The following is a 26,817-nucleotide window of genomic DNA, read 5'->3' on the forward strand; positions in this document are numbered from 1 at the left end:
CAATTATTGATTAACGTCACACTCCGGCTGGGGTAGCATGCCTGCCATGCCTCAGTCAGCACCGGTTCCACCGGGATACCGGGGCGCACTGTCACCCTTCTCATTCGTTATGTCAGGAGCATACCCGATGCGAAATCATGTTCTGTTGAGCCTTGGCCTGCTGGTCGCCACCACCGCCCACGCCGATCTGGGGGAGATCCCCCGCCAGACCGGCTGGTCCGGTTTTCTGCTGGGCGGGGTCAATGCCGGCAGCCACAAGTCCAACTTCTATGCCGGTGACGACAGCAACAGCCGTATCGATGATCTGGGCTCCCCCGGCCGCGAAAGCGGTCTGAGCCCGCTGCTCAATGCCGATATCCGCTACACCTTCGCCGATACCCGCACCCAGGTCTTCCTCGGCAACCTCATCCAGGACGCGGTGCGCTTCGACTTTACCCAGCAACTCGGTCTGCGCCAGGAGATGGGCGACAAGGGTATCGTCGCCACCTCCCTGGTGTTCAACCTCATGCCGGTGGAAGTGTGGAGCGATCCCTTCGCCACCGGCGTGGACCGCAGCGCCACCGATCTCACCTCGAAAGGGGTGCGCTTTGCCTGGGACAGGATCTGGGGCAGCAACGTCTACGCCACCCTGACCAGCCGGGAAGTGGAGCTCGACGAGGAGCGCAGCGGCCAGCAATATGACCTGACCCACGGCACCCACTACGCCTCCATGCTGAGCCGCAATGGCAAGGTCCACGACCTGGCTGTCTCCTACCAGTACCACTTCGGCGGCGACCAGCTGCTGGAGCCCGCCTTCCTCTACAAGGAGGCCCGCCTGGACGGGAGCGCGGAGAGCTTCAAGAACACCGGTCTGCAGCTGACCTATGCCAAGCGCGCCTCCCAGTGGTCCATCGTGAGCAACCTCTACGCCGGCAAGCGCAAGTATGACGCGGCGAATCCCCTGTTCGGCCAGCGCGCCGATGCCAGCGAGTTCGCCCTCAATGGCACCTTCTTCTGGCACAACCTGTTCGGCATCAAACCCCTTGCCGCCACCTTCACCGCGGCCTACTCCAGCGCCGACTCCGACATCGACTTCTACGATGCCGAGGCGCTTCGCTTCAGTACCGGGCTGCTTTACAACTTCTGACCCGCCCCAAGCAAGAAGGCCACCCCCGGGGTGGCCTCTTCATTTGCACAACCCTCGACCATCAGATGCCGAGGGAATCCAGCAGATCGTCGTGCTCGTTGCTCGCCGGCGCGGCCGCCGGTGCCGGTTTGGCTGACTGCTTGGCCTGGGCGATCAGCTCGTCGGGATCCACCTCCTCCTGCACGCCGCCATCATGGATCCGGATAAACTCCGTCTTGTCCATGGCCAGCTCCAGATAGAAGATGTTGTTGCTGGCGGTGAAGAAGGTCACCCGGCGGGTCTCGGGATTGTCGAGGTTGGTGTCGACGCTCAGCATCACCTGCTTGTTGAGCGCCAGCATCTTGGGCTGGTTCTGGGTGATGTGGGTCTGAAGCTCGCGCCCCACCTTGGTGGTGAAGCTGCCGACGATCTGGTTCATCAGCTCGCCCATGACGTTGCTCACCTCGTCCGAGGTGTGGGAGATGGCAAGATCCTCCTTGGAGAGCCCCATGCTCAGCATGTAGCTCTGGTAGAGCTCCATGGCCGCGGCAGCGGAGAAGTTGATCACCACCAGCCCGGAGAAGCCGCCGTCAAACAGCACGAAACAGCCGATGTCAGGCTTGAGGCAGGTCTTGCTGATCCGCTGCACCATGCCGGAGAAGCGCACCTGGGTCTGGGTCGCCGCACTCAATACGCTCGTCACCGAATTGCACAGGCTCAGCAGTACGTCCTCTGTGGTCAATACGGCATCATCCTCGGATCTTGTCACTATCATGGAACCTTCCTGCTGATCGAAATAATGGGGCTGTCACTCGTGTCGCCCATGTCACCATGCACCGACGCGATACGCTAACAGATTGCGTGATCCCGGTGCCCAAAGCGCGAGCCACCTCTCACTTGACTGGATTATCAGTCAGAAATGGCTGAAATCCATCCAGGGTAGCCAGACGGGTTTGCCAACTGGCAGCCGCCCCTTGCAAGGCCTGCTCCTCATAGGGAATGGCGGGACAGGCACCCCAGATGGGGCCGGGCCAGGCCGCATCCGAGCTGAAGCGGGCCACGTGGTGCAGGTGCAGCTGAGGCACCAGATTGCCGAGGGCCGCCACGTTGATCTTGTCCGGGCCGAGTGCCCGCTCCATCAGGGTGGCGACGGCGCAGGACTCCTGCATCAACTGCTGTTGCTGCTCGGGGGCCAGATGATGGATCTCCCGAAGGTTGGCGACCCGGGGCACCAGAATCAGCCAGGGATACTGGCTGTCTTTGGCCAGCAGGACGCGGCACAGGGGCAGATCCCCGAGTATCCGGGTATCCGCCTGAAGGCGGGGGTGCAATTCAAACATGGGGGCCTCGCTGATCAACATGGGCACATCGGGAATCAAAGATGTGCCCACGTTACTGCAACGGGGAGCAAACTTAAAGGCGCGGCACGGCCCAACCGATGAAGCGCTTGCGAAGCGCGGGGTCCGCCTGCAGGAAAAGCTGTTGCAACTGCCCTTCCAGGGCGCTGGCCGGCACGGAGGAGGCCCGGGGCGTCGCCACGGCGGCCGCAGTCACATCCGCCGCACCGGCGAGCACGGCAGGTCCCTCGCTGCGGTTGTACTCCATCAACCTCGCATGCCAGTCCATGCCGATCTGCATCCCCTGCACCACCAGCGTATCCTGACGCACCTCGAGGGGCTGCCCCCCCGCCACCAGGCCCAGGACTGGGGCCCTGGCGTAGCGTTCCATCCCGGCCTCGTCCGCAGGCACGGGAGCCTGCAGGCGCACCGACTGCCCGCGGGCCTCATAGCGAAGCACCTGGGGCTCGGAGCGAACCTGGCGATCGTTGTCGCTGCTGTTGCGACTCGGGATCACCCCCTCGTAGCGCACCAGCAGTTGCTGCTCCCCGTCGGCCAGCACGGCATGCTGCTCGTCCTGCACCTTGCCGGCGCTCACCGCCAGGATCTGGAAATCCCGGGGCACCTCGACCCTGACCTCGGCCTGCACACCGCCGCAGCACAGCAGCGCAACCCCTGCCCAACCCTGATGACGCTTCATTCCCTGACTCTCCTTTCGCGATGAAGGGCGCAGGGTAGCAGCCCCAGATGACAGAAAAATAACGGGATGCAGGCTCACCCCAGCAGATAATGGGGCCGCTCGGCAAACCACTGGGCCAGCACCTGCTTGAACAGCCGGATCTTGCGCGGCACCCGGCGCTGCTGGGCGTGCAGCACATGGATCGGGTGCAGGCCGGTCTGCCACTCCGTCAGCACGGCCACCAGCTCCCCTCGGGCCAGGCTGGCCTCCACCAGCATCAGTGGACACTTGGCAAAACCCATGCCCGCCCGGGCCAGTTGCAGCAGGGTGCTGTAGTGGTTGGCCCGCACTCGCCCCTGCACCAGGATGTGCGCCTCCTCCTCCCCCTGGCGAAAGTGCCACTGCTCCCAGTCCGGGTTGTGGCCCTGCAGCAGGCAGGAGCGCCCCCCCAGCTCATAGGGAGTGGCGGGGATCCCCTCTCGCGCCAGCAGGGCGGGGCTTGCCACCACCACATCCTTGAGCCTGCCGAGCGGCAGGGCCACCAGGTTGTCGGGGATCAGCTCCATGGCCCGCAGAGCGATGTCATTCTCCCCCTGGCTCATGTCGATCATGGTATTGGTGAAGTTGAGCTCGACCTGGACGCCGGGGCAGAGCTCGGCAAAACGGGCGAGCAGCTCGCTCACCATGCGGTCCCCCGTGCTGACCGGGCAGGTGAAGCGCAGGCGGCCGCTGTCCTCCTCGGTCAGGGCGCGGATCCCCTCCTCCGCCTCCCGGGCCAGGGCGAAGATCTCGCCGGCCTGCTGGTGAAGCACCCGCCCCGCCTCGGTCAGGCTGAGTCTGCGGGTCGTGCGCTGGAGCAGCTGGGCATTGAGGGCGGACTCCAGGGCGCTCACATGGCGACTCAGCATCCCCTTGCTCACCCCCAGGGCATCGGCAGCGGCGGAGAAACTACCCCGCTGCACCACTTCATAGAAACTGGCCAGGTGAGTGATATCCATCATTAGCTCCAATGTGGAAACAATGGGTTCATCATAAGCGCTTTTTCTCCCTTTTTATCCCGCTATCATCAACTCATCTCAACCAGGAGCGATAGACATGAAGATTGTGATTGTGGGTGCCTCCGGCACCATTGGCGCCGCCGTCAGCGAACTGCTTGCCCAGGATCACCAGGTGATCCGGGTCGGTCACAGCCAGGGGGATGCCAGAGTGGACATGCGCGACCCCGCCTCCATCCGGGCGCTCTTCGAGCAGATCGGATCCTTCGATGCCCTGGTGGTCGCCAGCGGCAGCGTCGCCTTCAATGCCCTGACCGAGATGACGGACGAGCAGTGGCAGGTGGGGCTTCAGAGCAAGCTGATGGGCCAGATAAACCTGACCCAGGCCGCCATTACCCACCTGAGCGACCGTGGCTCCATCACCCTCATCAGCGGCATTCTGAGCGAGGAGCCCATCCACTGGGGGGTGAGCGCCACCACCATCAACGGTGCCATCGAGCACTTCGTGAAAGGGGCCGCCTGCGAGCTGCCAAGGGGCATTCGCATCAACGTGGTCAGCCCCACCGTGCTGGAAGAGTCCATGAGCAAGTATGCCGACTTCTTCCCGGGCTTCGTGCCGGTACCCGCCGCCCGGGTGGCCCAGGCCTACAAGAAATCGGTACTGGGGGTACAGACCGGTCAGATCTTCCGGGTCAATGGCTGAGCGCTCCGGACAACCCAATGAAAACGGGCCCCGTCATGGGGCCCGTTTTGTCATCTGCGTTGCAAACGCCTCCCCTGCCACCGGCAAACGTTTGTGCGCCTGCGGCAAAAAAAGCGGTCGGCCTCAGTCGATCAGGCCGTACTGCTCCCGCAGTACCTCGATGATCTCCTGCTTCGGATTGGCACTGCGTACCAGCGGCTGACCGATGATCATCTCGGCGATCCCCACATAGGTGCGGGAGATATCCATCATCACCTCGGTGGGCAGCTTGTTGTCACGGGCCAGGGCGAAGCGCTCGGGCATGCGGTTCTTGTTGAGCAGGATGTCCGGATCCGGGAAGTGGTTCAGCAGCCACTGGCGGAAGCCCTCTTTGGACTTCTCGATGATCTCGCCGCCGCGAAGGGCAGCGCCGTCCCAGATGCGGGAGCTGTCGGGGGTGCCCACTTCATCCATGTAGATGAGCTTCTCGCGACCGGCGGCATCGGTCACGTAACCGAACTCGAACTTGGTGTCGACGAAGACCTGATCCAGGGCAGCCAGCGCCTCGCTGATGACGTTGAAGCCCTCTTTGAGCAGCGCCTCGTAGCGGTCGATGTCCGCCGGGGAGCGGAAGCCGAAGGCCTGATGGTGGCGCTCGATGTCGCCGCGGGAGACGTTGACGTCGTCCGCTTCCGGCACGCCATCCAGCCCCTTGAGGATCCCCTTGGTGGACGGGGTGATGAGGATCTCGGGCAGCTTCTGATCCTTCTTGAGCCCTTCCGGCAGGGTGATGCCGCAGAACTCCCGCTCACCATCCTTGTAGGCACGCCACATGGAGCCGGTGATGTACTGGCGGGCAATCGCCTCGATCATCACGGGACGGGCTTTTTGCACGATCCAGACGAAGGGGTGCGGGATGTCCAGGATGTGGCTGTCCGCCAGCCCCTGCTCCTTGAACAGCTTGAACCAGTGGCTGGAGATGGCATTGAGCGCCGCGCCCTTGCCCGGCACGCCGTTCAGACCGTCCACCCCTTGCCAGATGCAGTCGAAAGCCGAGATGCGATCACTGATCACCATGAGGGCCAGGGGCGTATCGGCCGGCACATCATAGCCTTTCTCCCGAATGAGCCGGGCACTGTCTGCCGGGGTCAACCAGTAGACGCTGCGCACTTTGCCGGAATGGACAGGTTTATCGGTACGGATCGGCAAATCGTCGTTCACCGCCAATACTTGATCTGCAAGACTCATGGCTAATAACACTTCCTGTTGTGGGACTAGTTAGGTAGGGGCACCAGACCCCTGTCTGTGGGGGATTCACATCATCAGGTACTCAGGCCCGGGGCAACCGGCTCGGCACGCTGGCCCTGCGGCAACCCGGACATAACAAAACAGGGGCACGAGGCCCCTGTTTCCATGCTTACTTCGCCCCCTGATCGGCCAAGCCCTTGGCAAAGGCCTCGGACAGGATGATGTACATCTGGGAGATGACACCGGATGCGACAGGCTTCTTGTCCTTGTCGAACAGGGTGATGGAGGTCTTGCCGCCCGTCATCTCGCCGAGCTGGAAGCGATACTTGTCTTCCTCGAGCTTGAAGGGCTCCGCTCCCTTGGCCTTCCAGAACTCGCTGTCCGGCTCGTCGTACTCCACGTCGATCCAGCCCAGGGACTGCTGGGTGTCCTTGATGGTGAAACCATAGGCAGGCAGCACCTGATTGAGGCGGCGCCACACCTGGTCAAACGACCCTTCGGCAATCCAGGCGCTCAGCTCGTTGTTGTCCAGACCCAGCTCCAGCCCCATGCCATCGCTGGACTTGTGCTGTTCACGGGCCTTGAGCTGCTTGTCGTAATAGAGGGAGAACTGGTTCAGGGCGCGGGTAGCATAACGCTGGGCGTCCGCCGGCGTCAGCACAGTGCTGGTCTCGCCGTCGATGGTCTCTTCGTGATCCAGCACCCGTACCGACATCTTGATGGCGTGGCGCTGCACATCGTTGCGCAGGGTGAACTGGTAACGCTGACGGATCTTGAAGTCATCGTCATCTTCCGCCCAGCCATCGAGCACCGCCGAGTTGTCAAACCAGCCGGTCTGCAAGACGCCGTCCTGTTGATCCAGCTTCTCGGTGGTGACCTTGTGTTCGGCCAGGAAGTTCATCAGGAAGGCCCAGGTATCGCGCTCCACGCTCTGGGAGGTGCTGAGGGCATAGAAGGCGACGGTCGGCTCGCTGGCATTGGCCACCACCTGGCTGCCGGGCACCACGGTGAGCAACTGGGCAGGCGGACGCACGTCCACCTTGGCCCCGAGGGCGCCCTCACGGCTGCTCTCGGGCAGGGCCGGAATGTCGAAATTGCTGTTAAAGGCGGGGGTACTCAACCCGGCGGGCACAAGGAAGGCGCGGCCTTCGAGGCGGCTCTCTTCATACTCGAAGCCACGGTTGGCCATTTTGCGTTCCTGGGGTGAGCTGCAGGCAGCCAGCACGGCCACCGTCGCGACACTCAGTACCAGGCGCACTGCATTTCCCTTTCCATTTGCTTTAAACACTCGCCATCAACTCCGCAGTCGTCAGTGCTCGCGTCATCGCCGCTTCCCCCTCGGGGGTGAGATCGGTCAGGGGCAGACGCAAGGTCGCCGTCGCCATCAATCCCAGCCGGGCACAGGCCCATTTCACCGGGATGGGACTCGGTTCACAGAACAGAGTCTGATGCAACGGCATCAATCGATTGTTGATGTCATGAGCCTGCCCGGCATCACCGGCCAGGGCAGCACGACACATGTCGGCCATCTGGGGCGCCGCAATATTGGTGGTGACCGAAATGACACCATCGCCCCCTTGCAGCATAAAATCACATCCGCTGGCGTCATCGCCACTATAAAGCGCAAAATCCGGCCCGCACAGTTCGCGCAGCAGCGGGGTACGGCCAAGATCGCCAGTCGCTTCTTTCAAACCTATGATGCCGGGCACCTTGGCCAGACGGGCCACCGTCTCGGGTTTGAGGTCACAGCAGGTGCGACCGGGCACATTATAGAGAATTTGAGGCAGACCACTAGCCTCGGCGATCGCACAATAGTGACGATAGAGGCCTTCCTGGGTGGGTTTGTTGTAATAGGGGGTAACCGAGAGACCCGCCACCACGCCCATGGTGGCGAAACGCCGGGAGAGGGCGATGGCGTGAGCAGTATTGTTGGAGCCGCAGCCCGCGATGACGGGAATGCGTCCAGCGGCGTATTCCACCGTCTTCTCAACCACGGCGATATGTTCCTGCTCGCTCAGGGTGACCGACTCTCCCGTGGTTCCCACGGCGACGATGGCGCTGGTCCCGGCATCCACATGATATTCCACCAGCGCTGCCAGACTGACCCAATCGATGTCGCCCGAAGGCAGCATGGGGGTAACGAGCGCAACAATACTACCGCGTAACATGGATAATTCTCCCGATTTTCAGGGGCGTAATGGTAAAGCTGCCCCTTTTGAAAAACAAGGGAGGCACGGGACAAGCCGTGTTACCATCCGGCACAAAACGTATGAATGCACGAGCGCACAAGAGGCCTCACGGCAGGGTGCCGGCACCCGCGGTCAACGCATTCTCAATAATGGACGAGAGACGATTTATGACTCACTACCTGGTCGTAACGGCCATCGGCACGGACAGGCCTGGCATCGTCAATGAGGTGACCCGTCACGTCAGTGGCTGCGGTTGCAACATTGTCGACAGCCGTCTTGGCATCTTCGGCAACGAATTCACCTTCATCATGCTGCTGTCCGGTGACTGGAACAGCCTGATGCAACTGGAAATCAGCCTCCCACTGCGCAGCCAGGAGTGGGATCTCATCACCATGATGAAACGCACCGAGCGCCACCACTCCCTGCAATATGACATCAGCGCCAGCGCAGAGGTGCTGATCCGGGATCAGCCGGGCATCGTAAGTCAGTGCACCCAGTTCTTCAGCGATCACGGCTGGGACATCCAGGCCATGCAGACCATCACCCTGGAACAGCAGCCCTTCAACCTGCTCAAGGCGAACTTTCAGTTGAATCTCTCCAAGCAGGGAGAAGAGCCAGGCTCGAAGACGGCCTTCGCCGATTTCTGTCGTGGACTGGGCGCCGAGTCGTTCGAATTCATCGTCAATCACAAGTACGCCTGACGGCGTTTATCCGAGGAGACCCCATGTCACCACTAGAAGCTGGTACCCAGGCCCCCGATTTCTCCCTCTCCGATCAGGACGGCAATCAGGTTCGCCTCGCCGATCTGCGCGGCAAGAAGGTGCTGATCTATTTCTACCCCAAGGCGATGACCCCGGGTTGCACCACCCAGGCCTGCGGTCTGCGCGACGTCAATAGCGAGCTGGCTGCCCTCAATGTGGTGGTGCTCGGCATCAGCCCGGACAGCGCCAAGCGCCTGAAAAAGTTCGAGGAGCGCGACAACCTCAACTTCCGCCTGCTGGCCGATGAGGATCACGCGGTGGCCGATGCCTTTGGCGTCTGGGGCCCGAAGAAGTTCATGGGCAAGGAGTATGACGGCATTCATCGCCTGAGCTTCCTCATCGACGAAGAGGGCAAGGTTGCCCATCGCTTCGACAAGTTCAAGACCAGCGATCACCATCAGGTGGTGCTCGACCTCGTCAAGGGGTAAGCCACCTGCGGCATTGTTGCAGGGCTCGCCATGGCGGGCCCTGCTCGTTTCACCACGGCATCAGCCCCCACTCTCTGGCGGCTCACCAGGGCGCCTCTTCCCCCTTTTTCTCGCCAACCTCCCCTCTCAGATCAAAAAATTCATCCTGGATATGGGTTAACGTGACCCCAGATTCATTTTCCAGCGAGACAGCCCATGAACATGAGCCACACCGAACGCCTGATCCTGAGCAACCAGTACGAGATCCTGGCCAAACTCAATCCGGAAAAGGCGGCGTTTTACCAGCGTGCCAGCACCATAGTCGAGCGCGGCTACTGCCTGCAGATCCTCGAGCTGGAGAAGAGCTTCGGCCATCTGGATCTCGCCACCTGCCAGGAGGTGCTGGACACCCTGGAGCTGCACCATGCTCTGGCCATCTCCTGGGGCAACCTGGATGCCAGCGCCCGGGCCGATGTCAACGAGAGCCGCCTTGCCTTCAACGGCTACAGCCGCAGCCAGGAGCGGGAACTGGCGGATTACGTCTGCTTCCTGCTGGAAGTGGACAAGCGCTTCCCCGAACTGCCCTGCCCCTGCGACGAGCTCTCCAGCGACATCGCCATGCGGGACAAGTACCAGCGCATGCTGGCGGTCTGGCGTCAGTGCCCCCGTCAGTACAAGCTCTCCATCCAGGAGATCAGCAAGGTGCTGGCAGCCTGAATGTGAAAAAGGCGCCTGAGGGCGCCTTTGTCGTCAGTCTGACCCCGGAAAGTCATTCGTAGAGGAAGGATTTGTCCAGCTGCTTGAAGGCGGCGTTGAGGGTATCGGCCAGCTCTTCGTAGCGGGGACGGGCCACCAGCTGACGCTGGCCCCCTTGCTCGTTCATCTTGCCGTTTATCTCCCGATACCAGGTGGCGAGGGAGGGAGGCAGCCGGGTATCGGCGCGCTGGCCGAGCCAGTAGTACCCTTGCAGCGGCAGGCTGAGCAGGAAGAGCACGGACGCCATCACGGAGGGCCAGTAATGAAGCTCGCCAAACTGGAACTGCACCATGACGCTGAGCACCGCCAGTGCCGGAATCACCTTGAGGGCGAATTCGGTGGCCTTGATCACCCGATTCTCCGGGAACATGGAATTAAGCTCGGGACGGCGCGGCCAAAGAGTCATATAATGACGGCCTTGCTGTAATTTAGTTCCAAAAATGTTCATGCTCATGCTACCTCCGAGCTCTTTTCGAACGCATTAACGGCAAAACCTCGACAATATTTGAGAGGCAATAACAAAGGTTGAGGATGACTTTGTTATTTTTCAACAATCAGGTTATCCTTTGTACGCCCATTTTTACGCTGGGGCACGGCCACTGACCAGTCAGGGACGTCTGAATTTCGGGTCTTGTATCACTATACAAGGGGCAAGCAACAGATTGCCAACCCTCATAAGGATAAGTTGATAGTTTTTGGACGCACCGCGTCCGGCGCATCCTCCAACCCAACCCAATCTGCGATAGGATTTATTCATGAGTAAGCTGGTTCTTGTTCTTAACTGTGGCAGCTCGTCCCTGAAGTTTGCTGTCATTGACGCAACCACCGGTGATGACCTGCTGTCCGGCCTGGCCGAATGCTTCAACCTCGACGACGCCCGCATCAAGTGGAAGCTGAACGGCGAGAAAGGCAACGCTGATCTGGGTGCCGGTGCCGCTCACCAGGAAGCGCTGGACTTCATCGTTCACAAGATCCTGCCGCTCAACCCGGAACTGTCCAAGAACCTGATCGCCATCGGCCACCGCGTGGTACACGGCGGCGAGCGTTTCACCTCCTCCGTTCGCATCTGTGATGACGTCATTGCCGGCATCGAAGCCGCCATTCCTTACGCACCGCTGCACAACCCGGCTCACCTGATCGGTATCCGTGCCGCCCTGAAGGTCTTCCCGGAACTGGCCGAGAAGAACGTCGCCGTGTTCGACACCGCCTTCCACCAGACCATGCCGGAAGAAGCCTTCCTGTACGCCCTGCCGTACAAGCTCTACAAAGAGAACGGCATCCGTCGCTACGGCGCCCACGGCACCAGCCACTACTACATCAGCCTGGAAGCGGCCAAGCAGCTGAACAAGCCGGTGGAAGAGCTCAACATCATCAACTGCCACCTGGGCAACGGCGGCTCCGTCTGCGCCATCAAGAACGGCCAGTCCGTCGACACTTCCATGGGCCTGACCCCGCTGGAAGGCCTGGTGATGGGTACCCGTTCCGGTGACATCGATCCGGCCATCATCTTCTTCCTGCACGACAAGCTGGGCATGAGCGTTGCCGAAATCAACACCATGCTGACCAAGGAATCCGGCCTGCAGGGTCTGACCGAAGTCACCTCCGACTGCCGTTTCGTTGAAGACAACTACGACAGCAAGGAAGAAGCCAAGCGCGCCATGGACGTGTACTGCTACCGTCTGGCCAAGTACATCGGTGCCTACGCCGCCGCCATGGACGGTCGTCTGGATGCCGTGGTCTTCACCGGTGGCATCGGCGAGAACTCCGCCCCGATCCGTGAGATCACCCTGAACAAGCTGGGCCTGCTGGGCTTTGACGTCGACCACGACGCCAACCTGAAGGCTCGCTTCGGCAAGGGCGGCGAGATCACCAAGGCTGGTTCCACCAAGGCCCTGGTTATCCCGACCAACGAAGAGTGGGTCATCGCCCACGACGCGCTGGAACTGGTCGGCGCATAAATTAGCTGTAGAGCAAGGCCGCCCCAGGGCGGCCTTTTCCTGATCCCAAAAAATGAACAAGGGGTAATAAGTGGCACGCACTATTATGCTCATCCCGGTCGGCACTGGTGTCGGCGTAACCTCCGTGAGTCTTGGCGTCGTTCGCGCCATGGAACGTCACGGTGTCAATGTCAGCTTCTTCAAACCGGTCGCCCAGCCGCGTCCGGGTGAAACCGGTACCGAGCGCTCCACCGCCGTGATCCGCGCCGCTGCCAACATCAACCCGCCCGAGCCGTTCGCCCTCTCCTACGCCGAGAACATGATCACCTCCAGCAACACCGACATCCTGCTGGAAGAGATCGTGGCCCGCTTCGAAGAGCACGTGAAGACCAGCGGCGCCGAAGTGGTGGTGATCGAGGGCCTGGTTCCGACCGACAAGCAACCCTTTGCCAACAAGCTGAACTACGACGTCGCCAAGGCGCTGGATGCCGACATGGTGTTCGTGACCCATCCGGGCAACGACTCCAGCCAGAAGCTCAAAGAGCGCATCGAGCTGGCCTGCTCCAACTTCGGTGGCGTCAACAACCCGCGCATCGTGGGCTGCGTCATCAACAAGGTGGGTGCCCCGGTTGACGAGCACGGCGTGACCCGTCCCGACCTGACCGAGATGTTCGAAGCGCACCACCACGGCGCCGATACCGGCCACAACCTGGAAGTGCTGCAGGTCTTCGGCAAGAGTCCGCTGCGCATCCTCGGCTGCATCCCCTGGAACACCCAGCTGATCGCACCGCGCGCCAAGGATCTCGCCAAGCACCTGGCCGCCAAGATCATCAACAAGGGTGAGCTGGAAAGCCGCCGCCTGCAGACCGTGACCTTCTGCGCCCGCTCCATCCACAACATGATCGAGCACTTCCGTCCAGGCAGCCTGCTGGTGACCTCCGGCGACCGTTCCGACGTCATCGTCTCCGCCTGCCTGTCCGCCATGAACGGCGTCAAGCTGGGTGCCTTGCTGCTGACCGGCAACTACCATCCGGAACCCCAGGTGATGGCACTGTGCCAACAGGCCATGGCCACCGGCCTGCCGATCATGATCACCGGCACCAACACCTGGCAGACCGCCGTCAGCCTGCAGAACTTCAACGTCGACATCCCGGAAGATGACCGCGAGCGTATCGAGCTGGTGCAGGACTACGTTGCTGGTCACATCGACAAGCACTGGATCGAGTCTCTCTCCGCCAAGTCCACCCGCTCCCGTCGCCTGAGCCCGCCGGCTTTCCGCTATCAGCTGACCGAGCTGGCCCGTCAGGCCAACAAGCGCGTCGTGCTGCCGGAAGGGGAAGAGCCGCGCACCATCAAGGCGGCCGCCATCTGTGCCGAGCGCGGTATCGCCCGTCCGGTGCTGCTGGGCAACCCGGATGAGATCCGCCGCGTCGCTGAACAGCAGGGCGTGATCCTGACCGACCGCGTCGAGATCATCGATCCCGTTGCCGTACGCGAGCGTTACGTGGCCCGTCTGGTCGAGCTGCGCAAGAACAAGGGCATGACCGAAGTGGTTGCCCGCGAGCAGCTGGAAGACAACGTGGTACTGGGTACCATGATGCTGGAGCGCAATGAAGTTGACGGTCTGGTATCCGGCGCAGTACACACTACTGCCAACACCATCCGTCCGCCGATGCAGATCATCAAGACCGCTCCGGGCTCTTCCCTGATCTCCTCCATCTTCTTCATGCTGCTGCCGGACCAGGTACTGGTCTACGGTGACTGCGCCATCAACCCGGATCCCACTGCCGAGCAGCTGGCCGAGATCGCCATCCAGTCCGCCGACTCCGCTGCCGCCTTCGGCATCGAGCCGCGCGTGGCCATGATCTCCTACTCCACCGGCACCTCCGGCGCCGGCGCGGACGTGGAGAAGGTGCGTGAAGCCACCGAGCTGGCCAAGGCCAAGCGTCCCGACCTCATCATCGACGGCCCGCTGCAGTACGATGCGGCCATCATGGAGAACGTCGCCAAGTCCAAGGCACCGAACTCCCCGGTTGCCGGCAAGGCCACCGTGTTCGTGTTCCCGGATCTCAACACCGGCAACACCACCTACAAGGCGGTACAGCGCTCCGCCGAGCTGGTCTCCATCGGCCCCATGCTGCAAGGCATGCGCAAGCCGGTCAACGACCTCTCCCGTGGCGCCCTGGTGGACGACATCGTCTACACCATCGCCCTGACCGGTATCCAGGCAGCCCAGGCCGAGTAATCGACCCGCAGTCCGATGCAATGAAAAACCCGCCGAGAGGCGGGTTTTTTTTATGGCTCGCGCCCAGAAATGTTGATCCGCAAGATCAGATCGGGATCCCGTCCGGATCCACGGACAGATCCGCGTTCCGCCCTTGGCAAGGCACGAGGGATAAGCAAATGCTCACACCCTCGCCAGGGGATTGCACAAATGCGATCCAGCCAGGATCAAATTGAAATATCTCTTTAAGATCATGAGACTAACGCCAGACACACCGCTAATCTACAGAGTTTTCCACAGCTTTTGTGGATAGTTTACCGATCATTTGAAAGAAAATGACAGGTGAAGACCCTCCCTTGCCCCTTCTCTTTCACCCCCTCGATAACCTCCTGATGCTATGGCCATCATCCCTACCGGCCCCCCCACTTGCCCGCAACGCTGCCAGACACGAAAAAGGGCTCCGAAGAGCCCTTGAACAACTATTTTCACATCCGGCCACATCAGGGACGCAGGGATTTGTCCGCCCGGGAGATGCCACAGACACCGGAGCGCACCACTTCGATGATCTCGTTGGTCTGGGCAGCCGTCTTGATGAAGGCGTCCAGCTTTTCGCTGGTCCCGACGAGCTGCACCGTGTAGAGCTCGGGGGTGACGTCGACGATCTGGCCACGGAAGATGTCCGCCAGCCGCTTCAGTTCGTCACGGGCACCACCGGCGGCGCGCGCCTTGACCAGCGCGATCTCCCGCTCGATGTGCTCACCCTCGCTCAGGTCACACACCTTGAGCACGTCCACCAGCTTGTGCAGCTGCTTCTGGATCTGCTCCAGCACCCGCTCATCCCCCATGGTGACGATGGTCATGCGGGACAGAGTGGGATCCTCGGTGGGGGCCACCGTCAGGGTCTCGATGTTGTAGCCGCGCTGGGAGAAGAGGCCTACCACACGGCTCAGGGCGCCGGATTCGTTCTCCAGCAGTACTGAAATGATGTGTCTCATCAGGTTCTCTCCGTCTTGCTCAGCCACATCTCGTCCATGGCGCCAAATTTGATCTGCATCGGATAGACGTGCTCGTCCGGATCGACCGAGATGTCCATGAACACCAGTCTGTCCTTCATGGCAAAGGCCTTCTCCATGGCGCTCTCCAGCTCCGCCGGATCGCTCACCGCGATGCCGACGTGGCCATAGGCTTCCGCCAGCTTGACGAAGTCAGGCAGGGATTCCATGTAGGAGTGGCTGTGGCGGCCACCGTAGAACATCTTCTGCCACTGCTTGACCATTCCCAGCGCACGGTTGTTGATGGAGATGATCTTGATGGGCACCCCGTACTGCATACAGGTGGAGAGCTCCTGGATGTTCATCTGCACCGAGCCGTCGCCGGTGACGCAGCAGACCACGGCTTCCGGATTGGCAAACTGGGCCCCCATGGCGGCGGGAATGCCAAAGCCCATGGTGCCGAGACCGCCGGAGTTGATCCACTGACGCGGCTTGGCAAACGGGTAGTAGAGAGCGGCAAACATCTGGTGCTGGCCCACGTCGGAGGCAACGAACGCCTCCCCCTTGGTCACCTTGTAGAGAGTCTCGATGACCTGCTGCGGCTTGATCAGGGTGGGATGGGTCTCATAAGCCAGGCAGTTGCGGGAGCGCCACTGGTTGATCTGCTCCCACCAGTCCGCCAGCGCCTGCTTGTCGTTGTCAAAGCCGCACTCGCGGATCACTTCCAGCATCTGTTCCAGCACGGTTTCCACCGAGCCGACGATGGGCACATGGGCCTGTACCGTCTTGGAGATGGAGGTGGGGTCGATGTCGATGTGGACTATGGTAGCGTTGGGGCAGAACTTGGCTACGTTGTTGGTCACGCGATCATCGAAACGGGCACCCACGGCGAAGATGAGATCCGCGTTGTGCATGCTCTTGTTCGCTTCGAAGGTACCGTGCATCCCCAACATACCGATAAACTGCGGATGGGTGCCGGAGAAGGCGCCCAGCCCCATGAGCGTGGTAGTCACCGGCAGGTTCAGCAGCTCCGCCAGCTTGGTCACCAGGTGATCCGCATTGGCGTTGATGGCGCCGCCACCCACGTACATGACCGGGCGGCTCGCCTCGGTCAGCAGCTTGGCAGCCCGCTTGATCTGGCCCTTGTGTCCGGCCTTGGTCGGATTGTAGGAGCGCAGGGAAACGGACTCGGGATACTGATAGGGGAACTTCTCTTTCGGATTCTGCACGTCTTTGGGCAGATCCACCACCACGGGCCCCGGGCGGCCACTGGCGGCAATGTAATAGGCCTTCTTGATGGCCTCGGGAATGTCGCTGGCTTTCTTGCACAGGAAGCTGTGCTTCACCACCGGGCGGGAGATGCCGATCATGTCGGTCTCCTGGAACGCATCTTCCCCGATCATGCTGGTCGGCACCTGGCCGGACAGGATCACCAGGGGAATGGAATCCATGTAGGCGGTGGCGATCCCCGTGATGCAGTTGGTGGCGCCGGGACCCGAGGTCACCAGCACAGTGCCCACCTTGCCGGTGGAGCGGGCGTAACCGTCCGCCATGTGCACTGCGGCCTGCTCGTGCCGCACCAGGACATGCTCCATCTTGCCGTTTTCGAAGAGAGCGTCATAGATGTCGAGCACTGAGCCACCAGGGTAGCCGAAAACGTGTTCCACTCCCTGATCTTCCAGCGCTCTAACCACCATCTGGGCGCCTGATAACATCTCCATGATAAAGCCCTCCAGGCTTTGCTCCGTTAAGCGAAAGCTATCCACAGTCCGCTGCTTCCCGGCAGCGCCGATCCGAGTCTTGTTGTTGTCTGCAGGCAGATCAGGCGAGTTCGGAGCCGTCGATAGTAGAAAAATAGGGGTTTTCCATCATTCACCCGAAAAGCGGGTGAAAAACCAACTTAACCCGCCCGTGAACGCTTGTCCACGGCTTTGTCTGACCAGAACAGTCATAAATTTCAAACAGCTATTAACATTCAGTGACTTGGCCACCAGACGGGCAACAAAGAGGGGCCCTGGGGGGAACAACCAGCGGATCATGCTGCCCGCGTCGGTGAGGAACAAAATAAACGGCCCACCCCGAGGGGGTGGGCCGTCAAAAACTGGCTGGTTTCACTGCTCGTCTTCGGGTTCTGCCAGCCAGATCTGCTGATCCGGATCCGTCTCTTCGCAGACCGAGATGCTGACACCCATGTCGAGCAGCTCATGCAGGGTGAGATTGTCTGCCAGGGTCATGGTGTCGCCGTTTTCATTGGTAAAGCGCATGGTGTCCGTCCTCTCCGTGGTGGGATCGACTCAGTTTAGTCAAAGGCGCTGAGTTGGGATAACCAGGGACGCTCCTGGCCGGTACGGCTGGCAAGCTCCCCCAGGCTGTCACACACCTCCTCCGGAAAGAGAGTCCTGCCCCAGAGGCGGCGGGAGAGCGCCCCCACCTCCTCCCCGGCCCCGGCCAACAACCAGTCGGCCAGCTCTCCTGCCACATCGGGATAGCGTACTCTGCCAGGAGAAGGGGCCTCCAGCCAGCTTCGCACCGCATTGGCATCCAGGCTGTCCATCAACTGGGCCAGCCCCATCAGCTCCAGGGTCCTGCCGTTGGTCAACTGCTCGAACTGGCCACCCAGGGGTTTGACCAGCAGCTTCTTGCCAAGGGAGAGCGCCTCGGAGGCAAGCTCGAATCCCGCATTGCTGATGACCCCGCGACAACCGGCCAGCGCCAGCTTGAACCCCTCTCTGGCCTGAGGTTCAAAGCGGATGTTGCGCCACTCGCTACGCTTGCGCACCTCGGGATGGAAGCAGATGAACGACTGCGTGCTGAAACGCGACAACAGGGCCGCGATCGTCTCTGTCTGCTCGAATGGCAGATAGACCAGGATCTGCTGGTTGTCCGGCACCGGCTCGAGGGGATCGACGATGGGAGGCAGCAGGGGCTGGCCGAAATGGAACCAGTGCAGTCCCAGGGACTGGCGTACCGGCGCAAAATGGCGCATCAGCTGGCGGTTGAAGCCGCTCTCTCCCCAGCGCGGGATCGGCCAGTCGAAGCTCGCCTGATGGCTGATGGTGAGGCTGGGTTTGCCCCAGCGGCGAGCAGCATGGGCAGTGAGCGGCTCGAAGTCGCTGATGACCAGATCGTACTCGCGACAATCGAGGACACGCAGATCTTGCCAGAAACGCAGGGGAGAGAGTCCCTTGAGGGTGCGCCAGCCCGAGATTCGCCCCTGATGGCTGGCGAAAGTGATACCGGGGAAGGTGCGATAATCCCCGAACTCCCCCATCTCGAAGTAGCCGTCAGCGGCGCGCCCGCTGAACAGATAGTCCACCGCCACGCCCCTGCTCTTCAATGCGCGCGCCAGGGTCCGGCTACGACTGATATGACCGTTGCCGGTCCCCTGAACGCCGAACAGTATCCTCATCCCTGGCTCCAACCCAGCGCCCAGAGGGCGCAACCACCGCCAAGCAGCGCCCCGGCCACCAGATCGCTCAGATAATGCACCCCGAGCAGCAGGCGGGACGCCCCCACCAGCGCGGCCCAGACAAACAGCAGCGGTGCCCAGAGCGGGAAACTGGCGGCCACTACGGTCGCCATCAGAAAGGCGGCCGCAGTATGGCCAGAGGGCAGGCTGTAACGATCCGACGGGGTGATGAAGACAGGCAGCCCTGCCGGGCGCTGGCGTTTGAGGGCATTCTTGAGCAGCAGGTAGAGCGGCAACTCGAGGGCAAACGCCCAGAGCGCCACCCTGACCGCCTCCTGCCCGGCGCTCCCCTGCCACCAGAGCAGGCAGGCCGCCACGGCATAGAGGGGGCCGTCACCGGTACGGGAGACAAGCCGGCTTATCCTGGCCTGCGGCTGATTGTAGGGGTGGAGCAGGCAGACACGGCACACCCGCAGGTCCCATTGCTGGATCTTGTTCATCACGGCCCTCCCTTGCATCCTGAGTGCAGACTAGGAGGGCGGCATGACACTTCGTTGACGCCCAGATAACAGATTGATGAAAAAAAGGGCCCAGGGGCCCTTTTTCATCCGTCATCCCGAAAAAGTCAGTTCAGGGCACCGCGCAGGCCGTTTTCCATCAGGCGGCAGTTGTGGGCCGCGAGGCGGCTCATGAAGTGCTCGTCCACCGTCAGACCAAACACCTGTTCGTAGAGATCCTTCATCACGAACGGCTGCCACATCATGCTGAGGAAGGAGATCTTCAGCATCTCGGGGTCCAGGTTGTCCGCCAGCTGGCCGTTGGAACGCATGGATTCGAGCAGGGCATCGAACTGGGGAAGTTGGCGATCCAGCAGGCGGCTCAGAACAAAATCACGCCCCGGGCTCTTTTCAGTGGACAATGCGCTGGAGATGGCGGAGGTCAGCTCGCTGTTGGGCGCCATCACCTGATAGTAGGTATTGAGCAGATCGGTCAGGCTGCGGTTGCTGCTCTCGTCGTGCCAGGCTTGCTCGAGAGGCTCGGCCACATCCCCCAGCACCGCCTTGTAGAGGCCTTCCTTGCTGCCGAAGTAGTAGTGGATCATCGCCAGATTGGAGCCTGCCAGCTCGGCAATCTCGCGGGTCGTCACCTTGCTGTAGGGGGTGTTGAGAAAACGTTCGCGTGCGGCGGCAAGCAGCTTGTCACGAATGTCGGAACGTCCGACTGGACGGCCAGGTCTGCGTTTTTCCATGGAATACCTCAGATAATTCAGCAAGGGCTGATAAGTCGATCTGATTGTGCGGGTGATCGAGTACAGCAGGAATGACCAGATAATCAGGCATGAACCGAATATGGGACAAGAGAATTTGCACTCCTTTACAATCCGATTAAATAAACCAGTGGATTGAACCTGTCCATTCCGGTTGACACAGCATAAAAATCTCGTTATTGGTAGTAGCGTTATCGACTGGAAGGATTGAGACATCATGCGTATTGCCGCTCCGCTACTACTGCTCTCCCTAATCGCGACTCCTCGCGCGGGATCCTTGTAGCCGGGCTAAGGCATAGCCGGAATTTACAGAAACCCGTGCACCCCGCACGGGTTTTTTTATGCCATGCAGGATGCACGCAGCGAACTTAGGAAGAGGGAAGTCACATGTCAGATCGGGTCATCATATTCGACACCACCTTGCGTGATGGTGAGCAGGCGCTGTCGGCCAGCTTGACGGTCAAGGAGAAGCTGCAGATCGCCCAGGCGCTGGAGCGGCTCGGTGTCGATATCATGGAAGTGGGTTTCCCCGTCTCCTCCCCCGGCGATTTTCAATCGGTTCAGACCATCGCCCGCCACATCAAGAACAGCCGGGTCTGCGCCCTGGCTCGCGCCCTGCAAAAAGACATCGATGCCGCCGGCGAAGCCTTGAAAGTGGCAGAGGCATTTCGCATCCATACCTTCATCTCCACCTCCTCCATCCACGTGGAGAGCAAGCTGAAAAAGAGCTTCGAAGACGTGCTGGAGATGGGGGTCGGCGCCATCAAGCACGCCTTGCGCTACACCGATGACGTGGAGTTCTCCTGCGAGGATGCGGGCCGCACCCCGATAGACAACCTGTGCCGCATGGTGGAAGCCGCCATCAAGGCCGGCGCCCGCACCATCAACATTCCTGACACCGTGGGCTACACGGTGCCGACCGAATTCTCCGGCATCATCCACACCCTGTTCAACCGGGTACCCAACATCGACAAGGCCATCATCTCGGTGCACTGCCACGACGATCTGGGCCTCTCGGTGGCCAACTCCATCAGTGCCGTGCAGATGGGGGCCCGCCAGATCGAGTGCACCATCAACGGCATCGGCGAGCGTGCTGGCAACTGCTCTCTGGAAGAGGTCGCGATGATCCTGAAAACCCGCGCCGACCTGCTCGGGGTACACACCAACATCCGCCACAGCGAGATCCACCGCACCAGCACCCTCGTCAGTCAAATCTGCAACATGCCGGTGCAGCCCAACAAGGCCATCGTCGGCGCCAACGCCTTCTCCCACAGCTCAGGCATCCATCAGGACGGCGTGCTCAAGGCGAAGAACACCTATGAAATCATCACCCCCGAGAGCATCGGTCTCACCCAGAACAACCTCAACATGACCTCCCGCTCCGGCCGCCACGTCATCAAGCACCGGATGGAGTCCATGGGCTACGCCGAGAGCAGCTACGACCTCGACGATCTCTACGCCAAGTTCCTCACCCTGGCCGACAAGAAGGGCCAGGTGTTCGACTACGACCTGGAGGCCCTCGCCTTCTTCAGCCAGATCCACGAGGAGCCCGAGCACTTCAAGCTGGAGTACCTCGGCGTGCAGAGCGGCAGCTCGGTGCTCGCCACCGCCTCGGTCAAGCTCAAGGTAGGCCAGGATCTGGTGTGCGAGGCCGCCACCGGCAACGGCCCGGTGGATGCGGTCTACCAGTGCATCAACCGCATCACCGGCTACGAGATCCGCATCGACAAATACGAACTCAAGGGCAAGGGCGAGGGCAAGAACGCCCTCGGCCAGGTGGACATCGTCGCCGAGTACAAGGGGCGCAAGTTCCACGGCATGGGGCTGGCCACCGACATCATCGAATCCTCGGCCCAGGCCCTGGTCCACGTGATCAACAGCATCTGGCGCGCGGACCAGGTGGCCGAGCAGATGGAGCGCAACAACCCCATCAAATCGGAAACCGTCTGAGCTCGCCGCCGGACAAGATGACAGCATGACATGGGGAGGACCGGGGCCTGGGCAGTGGTCCGGACCGGCCTCCCGGATGAAACGGAATCACACTATCAAGACGGAGAGAGTATGAGCAGTTATCGGATCGCAGTATTGCCGGGTGACGGCATTGGCCCGGAAGTGATGGCAGAGGCCATCAAGGTACTGGAAAAGGTGCAGACCAAATTCGGCTTCTCCCTCGACTATGACCGTCACGACGTCGGCGGTATCGCCATCGACAACCACGGCACACCGCTGCCCCAGAGCACGATCAAAGGCTGCGAAGCGGCCGATGCGGTGCTGTTCGGGTCGGTGGGTGGCCCCAAGTGGGAGCACCTGCCGCCCAACGATCAGCCGGAGCGCGGTGCCCTGCTGCCCCTGCGTGCCCACTTCAAACTGTTCTGCAACCTGCGCCCGGCCCGCATCTACACCGGTCTGGAGCAGTTCTCCCCGCTGCGTGCCGACATCTCCGATCGCGGTTTTGACATCGCCTGCGTGCGCGAGCTGACCGGCGGCATCTATTTCGGCCAGCCCAAGGGGCGTGAAGGGGAAGGCGCCACCGAGAAGGCCTTCGACACCGAGGTGTACCACCGCTTCGAGATCGAGCGCATCGCCAAGATAGCGTTTGAATCGGCCCGAGTGCGCAAGTCCAGGGTCACCTCCATCGACAAGGCCAACGTGCTCGCCTCCTCCATCCTGTGGCGCGAGGTGGTGACCGAGGTCGCCAAGTCCTACCCGGACGTGGCCCTGAACCACATGTACATCGACAACGCCACCATGCAGCTCATCAAGGATCCGTCCCAGTTCGACGTGCTGCTCTGCTCCAACCTGTTCGGTGACATCCTCTCCGACGAATGCGCCATGATCACTGGCTCCATGGGCCTGCTCCCCTCCGCCAGCCTGAACGAATCCGGCTTCGGTCTGTTCGAGCCGGCCGGTGGCTCGGCCCCGGATATCGCCGGCAAGGGGATTGCGAATCCCATCGCCCAGATCCTCTCCGCCGCCCTGATGCTGCGTTACAGTCTCGGCCAGGAAGCCGCTGCCCAGGCCATCGAGCAGGCCGTGGCCCAGACCCTGGCAGAAGGCTATTTCACCGCCGACCTGCATCAGGCCAGCGCCACGCACCCGGTGCAGAGCACGGCCGACATGGGCAGCCAGATCGCCGCGCGCATCTGATCCCACGGCATCGATAACAAGGAAACCGAGCAATGTCCAAGACCCTCTATCAGAAAGTGTTCGACGCCCACGTGGTGCGGGAAGTGGAAGGGGAAACCCCTCTCATCTACATCGACCGTCATCTGGTGCATGAAGTGACCAGCCCCCAGGCATTCGACGGCCTGCGCGCCATGAACCGCCAGCTGCGTCGCCCGGATCTGACCTGGGCCACCATGGATCACAACGTCTCCACCACCACCAAGGACATCGCCGCCTCCGGTGAGATGGCACGCATCCAGATGGAGACGCTCGCCGCCAACTGCAAGGCGTTCGGGGTTCGTCTCTATGACTTGAACCACAAGTACCAGGGTATCGTCCACGTGATGGGCCCCGAGCTCGGCATCACATTGCCCGGCACCACCATCGTCTGCGGTGACTCCCACACCGCCACCCACGGCGCCTTCGGGTCGCTCGCATTCGGTATCGGCACCTCCGAAGTGGAACACGTGATGGCCACCCAGACCCTGAAACAGGGCCGTGCCAGGACCATGCGTATCTCTGTCAACGGCAAGCTGGCCGCAGGCATCAGCGCCAAAGACGTGGTGCTCGCCATCATCGGCAAGGTGGGTCATGCAGGCGGGACCGGCTACGTGGTGGAGTTCGCCGGTGAAGCCATCGAGGGGCTCACCATGGAAGGGCGCATGACGGTGTGCAACATGGCCATCGAGCTCGGCGCCAAAGCGGGCATGATTGCCCCCGACCAGATCACCATCGACTACATCCGTGGCAAGGAGTTCGCTCCCAAGGGGGAGGCGCTGGAACAGGCCATCGCCTACTGGCTGACCCTCAAGAGCGACGAAGGTGCCCACTTCGACGCCGAAGTGGTGCTCGACGCCGCCGACATCGCCCCGCAAGTGACCTGGGGAACCAACCCGGGCCAGGTGATTGCCGTCAATGAGCCCATCCCTGCACCGGAATCCTTCGCCGATCCGGTGGAGCAGCAGTCCGCCCGCAAGGCCCTCGCCTACATGGACCTGCAACCGGGTCAGAAGCTCTCCGACGTGGCCATCGACAAGGTGTTCATCGGTTCGTGCACCAACAGCCGCATCGAGGATCTGCGCGCGGCTGCCACCATCGCCCGCGGTCGCAAGGTGGCCGCCGGGGTACAGGCCCTGGTGGTGCCGGGCTCCGAGCAGGTGAAGGCCCAGGCCGAGGCCGAGGGGCTGGACAAGATCTTCATCGAGGCAGGCTTTGAGTGGCGTTTGCCCGGCTGCTCCATGTGTCTGGCCATGAACAACGACCGGCTGCAACCGGGGGAGCGCTGCGCCTCCACCAGCAACCGCAACTTCGAGGGGCGTCAGGGTCGTGCCGGTCGCACCCACCTGGTGAGCCCGGCCATGGCCGCCGCCGCCGCCGTCACCGGCCGCTTCGCCGACATTCGTGCGCTGTAACGACAAGGAGAACATGATGACAGGTTTCAAACAGCATAAAGGGATCGTCGTTCCCCTCGACAGCGCCAACGTCGACACCGACGCCATCATTCCCAAGCAGTTCCTGCAGAAAGTGAACCGCATCGGCTTTGGCAAGCACCTGTTCCACGACTGGCGCTTTCTGGACGATGCAGGGGAGCAGCCCAACCCGGAGTTCGTGCTGAACAAGCCGCAATTCGCCGGTGCCAGCATCCTGCTGGCCCGCGAGAACTTCGGCTGCGGCTCGAGTCGCGAGCACGCCCCCTGGGCGCTGGCGGACTACGGCTTCAAGACCATGATCGCCCCGAGCTTTGCCGACATCTTCTACGGCAACGCCATCAACAACGGCATGGTGCCGGTTCGTCTGAAGGAGGAGGAGGTCGACGCCCTGTTCCAGCTGGTCGCCGCCCAGCCGGGCATCGAGATCGAAGTGGATCTGGAGGCCAACCAGGTGCGTGCAGGCAGCCTCACGTTCGGCTTCGAAATCGACGAGTTCCGTCGCTACTGTCTGCTCAACGGGCTGGATGCCATCGGTCTGACCCTGCAGCACGAGGCCGCCATCAGCGCCTTCGAGGCGAAGCAGCCAAGCTGGATTTGACGAACCTGCGACAAGAAAGCGAGTAGAATCAACAGGGAGCCGAGGCTCCCTGTTTTATTGTCGGGTCGCTGTACAAAGCCCGCCACCTCTGCATGTCCGACAGGAGACACCTATGTCCGCAAGGGGCGCCCTTTCATTGCTCTGCCTGCTGCTCAGCCTCCCGGCCCTGGGCGGACAGACCTCTTTCACCAACAGTGGCGGTCAGCTCAATGTCGGCTGGCAGGACAGAGAGGGCAAGGCGCAGCAGCTCAGCTACCGGCTGGAGGCGGGCAAGCTGCCCCCTCTCATCGCTTACCGTCCGGCCAGGATGCAGGAAGACGTACTGCAAAGCCTGCTGCAACAGGCCCCCCTGGCGTTCCCCGAGGTGCAGTTCTCCCTCGTTCGCCCCGCCATGAGCCTCAGCATCAAGAGCCGCAACGCCGACAAGGCGCGGGAAGCCTCCCAATGGGTCAAGCCCGAGCAGGCCAAACTGGAGGCCGCCTGGCTCACGCAACACTACTTCCAGCCCTTCACTGCCCCCGACGGCGCTCCCGCCATCAAGCAGGATCATGTGCGCATCGCCCTGGAGAGCCGGGACGAACTGGCCCCGTTGATGGAGCAGCTCAAGCAGGAAGGGGCCACCGAGACCGAGGCGCGCCAGAAGACGGTGGCCCACATGCTCGACTTCATCCAGGCCATCCCCTATCAACTGCTCGACAGCCAGTCGGGCCGCTCTGGCAAGGGGTTTCTGAGCCCGCGCCAGGTGCTGGAGCAGAACCGGGGGGATTGCGACAGCAAGGTGACCCTGATGGCCGCCCTGCTGGCCCAGGGGTATCCCGATCTCAAGCAGGCCATGGTGTTCGTGCCGGGACATGCCCTCCTGGGGGTGGCCCTGCCAGCCAAACCGGGGGAAGCCACCTTGAGCCGGGCGGGGGAGACCTACCTCCTGATGGAGCCGACCGGCCCGGCCCAGCTGCCCATGGGCCAGCTCGCGCCCACCAGCAAGACGCTGGTCGACAGCGGCCAGTTGAGCGTGCAGCCGGTGCAGGATGAGGGGAAATGAGACAGGCCAGCCCATGGCTGGCCTGTCTCGAGGAGGACGGGCGCCCGGGTCTCAGGTGAGGGAGAGAAACTCCAGTGCCAGCAGGAGACCGTCTTCTTCCTCCAACACCCGCACGATGCGAGCCTGGGCCTCGAAGGGAGGCAGAAGATTGCTGCTGGTCGCCAGGCTCACCCGGATGGGCTGGGCCAGATCGAACGCGTGCTTGTTCACTTCGACGCCCATGCCGTTGGCGCTGAGATCCCGGCAGACCCCCTCCAGCACCTGCTGATGCTGGAACAGGGTGACGGGGGCATTGATGACCATGCGCTGGAAGGCACGTCTTTCCTTGGTGCTGGTGATCACTGGGGACTTCCTCCTTGGTGGTGGCTCGCACGATGCGGCCCGTGAAACATAGTGCTGGCCTCCCCCCAGGAACGCCAATACAATGCGATGCGTTGCTCAAACGGGGTGCGGTTTACCGCTGAGATTATACCCGTGAACCTGATCCAGATAATGCTGGCGGAGGAATTTGAGGCATGGCGCGCGTTTTTTGTGCCCTCATCCGCCGGCGCTCACCACACGCGAGGTGCCATTGATGAGCACCCCGATACCCAC

Annotated in this window: 27 protein-coding genes and 1 riboswitch; of the genes, 12 read left to right on the top strand and 15 right to left on the bottom strand. The window is 61.7% G+C overall.

What is annotated here, in order from left to right; translation table 11 throughout:
• Positions 1–127: 127 nt before the first annotated feature.
• A complete protein-coding gene (locus OKC41_RS11265; protein ID WP_201894546.1) occupies positions 128–1,126 on the top strand; it encodes a DUF2860 family protein in 999 nt (332 codons plus the stop codon).
• Between the two features lie 61 nt (positions 1,127–1,187).
• On the opposite strand, the gene OKC41_RS11270 is transcribed toward OKC41_RS11265, so the two are convergent.
• The 4 genes from OKC41_RS11270 to OKC41_RS11285 form a co-directional block, all read right to left on the bottom strand.
• Positions 1,188–1,880: a DUF3334 family protein gene (locus OKC41_RS11270; RefSeq protein ID WP_029313837.1), complete on the bottom strand. Its 693-nt coding sequence runs from the start codon at positions 1,878–1,880 to the stop codon at positions 1,188–1,190.
• Between the two features lie 118 nt (positions 1,881–1,998).
• Entirely contained in the window at positions 1,999–2,445 is a 447-nt protein-coding gene (locus OKC41_RS11275) for an HIT domain-containing protein (protein ID WP_039040966.1), read from the bottom strand.
• A 73-nt stretch (positions 2,446–2,518) separates the two neighbouring features.
• Positions 2,519–3,142, bottom strand: coding sequence for a DUF2057 domain-containing protein (locus OKC41_RS11280; RefSeq protein ID WP_042864364.1), 624 nt, complete (start codon positions 3,140–3,142; stop codon positions 2,519–2,521).
• Positions 3,143–3,216: 74 nt separating this feature from the next.
• Entirely contained in the window at positions 3,217–4,119 is a 903-nt protein-coding gene (locus tag OKC41_RS11285; protein WP_041211313.1) for a LysR family transcriptional regulator, read from the bottom strand.
• 97 nt (positions 4,120–4,216) lie between these two features.
• Here OKC41_RS11285 and OKC41_RS11290 point away from each other — a divergent pair, with 97 nt between their 5' ends.
• Positions 4,217–4,819, top strand: coding sequence for a short chain dehydrogenase (locus OKC41_RS11290; protein WP_010673170.1), 603 nt, complete (start codon positions 4,217–4,219; stop codon positions 4,817–4,819).
• A 123-nt stretch (positions 4,820–4,942) separates the two neighbouring features.
• Here the strand turns inward: OKC41_RS11290 and OKC41_RS11295 are convergent, their stop codons facing one another.
• The 3 genes from OKC41_RS11295 to dapA all read right to left on the bottom strand — a co-directional run bounded on the left by OKC41_RS11295 (position 4,943) and on the right by dapA (position 8,214).
• On the bottom strand, positions 4,943–6,046 hold the full coding sequence (locus OKC41_RS11295; protein ID WP_010673169.1) for a phosphoribosylaminoimidazolesuccinocarboxamide synthase: 1,104 nt from the start codon (positions 6,044–6,046) through the stop codon (positions 4,943–4,945).
• Between the two features lie 169 nt (positions 6,047–6,215).
• A complete protein-coding gene (gene bamC, locus OKC41_RS11300; protein ID WP_201894547.1) occupies positions 6,216–7,334 on the bottom strand; it encodes an outer membrane protein assembly factor BamC in 1,119 nt (372 codons plus the stop codon).
• Positions 7,327–8,214: a 4-hydroxy-tetrahydrodipicolinate synthase gene (gene dapA / locus OKC41_RS11305; protein WP_042881197.1), complete on the bottom strand. Its 888-nt coding sequence runs from the start codon at positions 8,212–8,214 to the stop codon at positions 7,327–7,329. Before dapA ends, bamC begins: the two co-directional genes overlap by 8 nt.
• A gap of 188 nt (positions 8,215–8,402) precedes the next feature.
• Here dapA and OKC41_RS11310 point away from each other — a divergent pair, with 188 nt between their 5' ends.
• The 3 genes from OKC41_RS11310 (at position 8,403) to OKC41_RS11320 (ending at position 10,120) form a co-directional block, all read left to right on the top strand.
• Positions 8,403–8,936 carry a glycine cleavage system protein R gene (locus OKC41_RS11310; protein WP_010673166.1) on the top strand — a complete coding sequence of 178 codons (534 nt, stop codon included), beginning with the start codon at positions 8,403–8,405 and terminating at the stop codon, positions 8,934–8,936.
• A gap of 23 nt (positions 8,937–8,959) precedes the next feature.
• Positions 8,960–9,424 carry a thioredoxin-dependent thiol peroxidase gene (bcp, locus tag OKC41_RS11315; RefSeq protein ID WP_010673165.1) on the top strand — a complete coding sequence of 155 codons (465 nt, stop codon included), beginning with the start codon at positions 8,960–8,962 and terminating at the stop codon, positions 9,422–9,424.
• Between the two features lie 195 nt (positions 9,425–9,619).
• Positions 9,620–10,120, top strand: a complete 501-nt coding sequence (locus OKC41_RS11320) for a YfbU family protein (RefSeq protein WP_039040945.1) — start codon at positions 9,620–9,622, stop codon at positions 10,118–10,120.
• A 52-nt stretch (positions 10,121–10,172) separates the two neighbouring features.
• On the opposite strand, the gene yfbV is transcribed toward OKC41_RS11320, so the two are convergent.
• The gene (gene yfbV / locus OKC41_RS11325; RefSeq protein WP_029313829.1) at positions 10,173–10,613 is read right to left on the bottom strand and encodes a terminus macrodomain insulation protein YfbV; all 441 of its coding nucleotides are present in this window, start codon (positions 10,611–10,613) and stop codon (positions 10,173–10,175) included.
• Positions 10,614–10,914: 301 nt separating this feature from the next.
• Here yfbV and OKC41_RS11330 point away from each other — a divergent pair, with 301 nt between their 5' ends.
• Both OKC41_RS11330 and pta read left to right on the top strand, forming a co-directional pair.
• Complete coding sequence (locus tag OKC41_RS11330) at positions 10,915–12,117, top strand: acetate kinase (RefSeq protein ID WP_010673162.1); 1,203 nt, start codon at positions 10,915–10,917, stop codon at positions 12,115–12,117.
• A gap of 70 nt (positions 12,118–12,187) precedes the next feature.
• Complete coding sequence (pta, locus tag OKC41_RS11335; RefSeq protein ID WP_041211116.1) at positions 12,188–14,341, top strand: phosphate acetyltransferase; 2,154 nt, start codon at positions 12,188–12,190, stop codon at positions 14,339–14,341.
• A 479-nt stretch (positions 14,342–14,820) separates the two neighbouring features.
• Here pta and ilvN read toward each other — a convergent pair whose 3' ends face one another.
• The 6 genes from ilvN to OKC41_RS11365 form a co-directional block, all read right to left on the bottom strand.
• On the bottom strand, positions 14,821–15,315 hold the full coding sequence (gene ilvN, locus OKC41_RS11340; RefSeq protein ID WP_010673160.1) for an acetolactate synthase small subunit: 495 nt from the start codon (positions 15,313–15,315) through the stop codon (positions 14,821–14,823).
• Positions 15,315–17,033, bottom strand: a complete 1,719-nt coding sequence (locus tag OKC41_RS11345) for an acetolactate synthase 3 large subunit (RefSeq protein WP_010673159.1) — start codon at positions 17,031–17,033, stop codon at positions 15,315–15,317. Before OKC41_RS11345 ends, ilvN begins: the two co-directional genes overlap by 1 nt.
• 390 nt (positions 17,034–17,423) lie before the next feature.
• On the bottom strand, positions 17,424–17,576 hold the full coding sequence (locus tag OKC41_RS11350) for a hypothetical protein (protein WP_010673158.1): 153 nt from the start codon (positions 17,574–17,576) through the stop codon (positions 17,424–17,426).
• A 35-nt stretch (positions 17,577–17,611) separates the two neighbouring features.
• On the bottom strand, positions 17,612–18,721 hold the full coding sequence (locus OKC41_RS11355) for an MJ1255/VC2487 family glycosyltransferase (RefSeq protein WP_201894548.1): 1,110 nt from the start codon (positions 18,719–18,721) through the stop codon (positions 17,612–17,614).
• Positions 18,718–19,221: a phosphatase PAP2 family protein gene (locus OKC41_RS11360; RefSeq protein ID WP_010673156.1), complete on the bottom strand. Its 504-nt coding sequence runs from the start codon at positions 19,219–19,221 to the stop codon at positions 18,718–18,720. The genes OKC41_RS11355 and OKC41_RS11360 overlap by 4 nt, the downstream gene beginning before the upstream one ends.
• 125 nt (positions 19,222–19,346) lie before the next feature.
• Complete coding sequence (locus OKC41_RS11365) at positions 19,347–19,970, bottom strand: TetR/AcrR family transcriptional regulator (protein WP_010673155.1); 624 nt, start codon at positions 19,968–19,970, stop codon at positions 19,347–19,349.
• Positions 19,971–20,375: 405 nt separating this feature from the next.
• Between OKC41_RS11365 and leuA the strand changes: the two genes are divergently transcribed.
• From leuA to OKC41_RS11390, 5 genes are all read left to right on the top strand, one after another.
• A complete protein-coding gene (gene leuA / locus OKC41_RS11370; protein ID WP_103260766.1) occupies positions 20,376–21,938 on the top strand; it encodes a 2-isopropylmalate synthase in 1,563 nt (520 codons plus the stop codon).
• A gap of 111 nt (positions 21,939–22,049) precedes the next feature.
• On the top strand, positions 22,050–23,135 hold the full coding sequence (gene leuB / locus OKC41_RS11375; protein WP_039041178.1) for a 3-isopropylmalate dehydrogenase: 1,086 nt from the start codon (positions 22,050–22,052) through the stop codon (positions 23,133–23,135).
• A 32-nt stretch (positions 23,136–23,167) separates the two neighbouring features.
• On the top strand, positions 23,168–24,565 hold the full coding sequence (leuC, locus tag OKC41_RS11380) for a 3-isopropylmalate dehydratase large subunit (protein WP_270672038.1): 1,398 nt from the start codon (positions 23,168–23,170) through the stop codon (positions 24,563–24,565).
• A 16-nt stretch (positions 24,566–24,581) separates the two neighbouring features.
• Positions 24,582–25,181, top strand: coding sequence for a 3-isopropylmalate dehydratase small subunit (gene leuD / locus OKC41_RS11385; RefSeq protein ID WP_039041180.1), 600 nt, complete (start codon positions 24,582–24,584; stop codon positions 25,179–25,181).
• 112 nt (positions 25,182–25,293) lie between these two features.
• Positions 25,294–26,223, top strand: a complete 930-nt coding sequence (locus OKC41_RS11390) for a hypothetical protein (protein ID WP_042016676.1) — start codon at positions 25,294–25,296, stop codon at positions 26,221–26,223.
• A gap of 51 nt (positions 26,224–26,274) precedes the next feature.
• On the opposite strand, the gene OKC41_RS11395 is transcribed toward OKC41_RS11390, so the two are convergent.
• On the bottom strand, positions 26,275–26,565 hold the full coding sequence (locus tag OKC41_RS11395; protein WP_039041182.1) for a PilZ domain-containing protein: 291 nt from the start codon (positions 26,563–26,565) through the stop codon (positions 26,275–26,277).
• Positions 26,566–26,656: 91 nt separating this feature from the next.
• Positions 26,657–26,747: riboswitch (TPP riboswitch) on the top strand.
• The last annotated feature ends 70 nt before the right edge of the window (positions 26,748–26,817 follow it).

The sequence above is a fragment of the Aeromonas sp. QDB17 genome, from assembly GCF_027705305.1.
In the GTDB taxonomy this organism is placed as follows: domain Bacteria; phylum Pseudomonadota; class Gammaproteobacteria; order Enterobacterales; family Aeromonadaceae; genus Aeromonas; species Aeromonas caviae.

Bases quoted from the DNA above. Each gene is read 5' to 3' on its own strand.
- OKC41_RS11265 (WP_201894546.1), top strand. From the start codon at position 128: ATGCGAAATCATGTTCTGTTGAGCCTTGGCCTGCTGGTCGCCACCACC.
- OKC41_RS11270 (WP_029313837.1), bottom strand. From the start codon at position 1,880: ATGATAGTGACAAGATCCGAGGATGATGCCGTATTGACCACAGAGGAC.
- OKC41_RS11275 (WP_039040966.1), bottom strand. From the start codon at position 2,445: ATGTTTGAATTGCACCCCCGCCTTCAGGCGGATACCCGGATACTCGGG.
- OKC41_RS11280 (WP_042864364.1), bottom strand. From the start codon at position 3,142: ATGAAGCGTCATCAGGGTTGGGCAGGGGTTGCGCTGCTGTGCTGCGGC.
- OKC41_RS11285 (WP_041211313.1), bottom strand. From the start codon at position 4,119: ATGGATATCACTCACCTGGCCAGTTTCTATGAAGTGGTGCAGCGGGGT.
- OKC41_RS11290 (WP_010673170.1), top strand. From the start codon at position 4,217: ATGAAGATTGTGATTGTGGGTGCCTCCGGCACCATTGGCGCCGCCGTC.
- OKC41_RS11295 (WP_010673169.1), bottom strand. From the start codon at position 6,046: ATGAGTCTTGCAGATCAAGTATTGGCGGTGAACGACGATTTGCCGATC.
- dapA (WP_042881197.1), bottom strand. From the start codon at position 8,214: ATGTTACGCGGTAGTATTGTTGCGCTCGTTACCCCCATGCTGCCTTCG.
- OKC41_RS11310 (WP_010673166.1), top strand. From the start codon at position 8,403: ATGACTCACTACCTGGTCGTAACGGCCATCGGCACGGACAGGCCTGGC.
- bcp (WP_010673165.1), top strand. From the start codon at position 8,960: ATGTCACCACTAGAAGCTGGTACCCAGGCCCCCGATTTCTCCCTCTCC.
- OKC41_RS11320 (WP_039040945.1), top strand. From the start codon at position 9,620: ATGAACATGAGCCACACCGAACGCCTGATCCTGAGCAACCAGTACGAG.
- yfbV (WP_029313829.1), bottom strand. From the start codon at position 10,613: ATGAGCATGAACATTTTTGGAACTAAATTACAGCAAGGCCGTCATTAT.
- OKC41_RS11330 (WP_010673162.1), top strand. From the start codon at position 10,915: ATGAGTAAGCTGGTTCTTGTTCTTAACTGTGGCAGCTCGTCCCTGAAG.
- ilvN (WP_010673160.1), bottom strand. From the start codon at position 15,315: ATGAGACACATCATTTCAGTACTGCTGGAGAACGAATCCGGCGCCCTG.
- OKC41_RS11345 (WP_010673159.1), bottom strand. From the start codon at position 17,033: ATGGAGATGTTATCAGGCGCCCAGATGGTGGTTAGAGCGCTGGAAGAT.
- OKC41_RS11350 (WP_010673158.1), bottom strand. From the start codon at position 17,576: ATGCGCTTTACCAATGAAAACGGCGACACCATGACCCTGGCAGACAAT.
- OKC41_RS11355 (WP_201894548.1), bottom strand. From the start codon at position 18,721: ATGAGGATACTGTTCGGCGTTCAGGGGACCGGCAACGGTCATATCAGT.
- OKC41_RS11360 (WP_010673156.1), bottom strand. From the start codon at position 19,221: ATGAACAAGATCCAGCAATGGGACCTGCGGGTGTGCCGTGTCTGCCTG.
- OKC41_RS11365 (WP_010673155.1), bottom strand. From the start codon at position 19,970: ATGGAAAAACGCAGACCTGGCCGTCCAGTCGGACGTTCCGACATTCGT.
- leuA (WP_103260766.1), top strand. From the start codon at position 20,376: ATGTCAGATCGGGTCATCATATTCGACACCACCTTGCGTGATGGTGAG.
- leuB (WP_039041178.1), top strand. From the start codon at position 22,050: ATGAGCAGTTATCGGATCGCAGTATTGCCGGGTGACGGCATTGGCCCG.
- leuC (WP_270672038.1), top strand. From the start codon at position 23,168: ATGTCCAAGACCCTCTATCAGAAAGTGTTCGACGCCCACGTGGTGCGG.
- leuD (WP_039041180.1), top strand. From the start codon at position 24,582: ATGACAGGTTTCAAACAGCATAAAGGGATCGTCGTTCCCCTCGACAGC.
- OKC41_RS11390 (WP_042016676.1), top strand. From the start codon at position 25,294: ATGTCCGCAAGGGGCGCCCTTTCATTGCTCTGCCTGCTGCTCAGCCTC.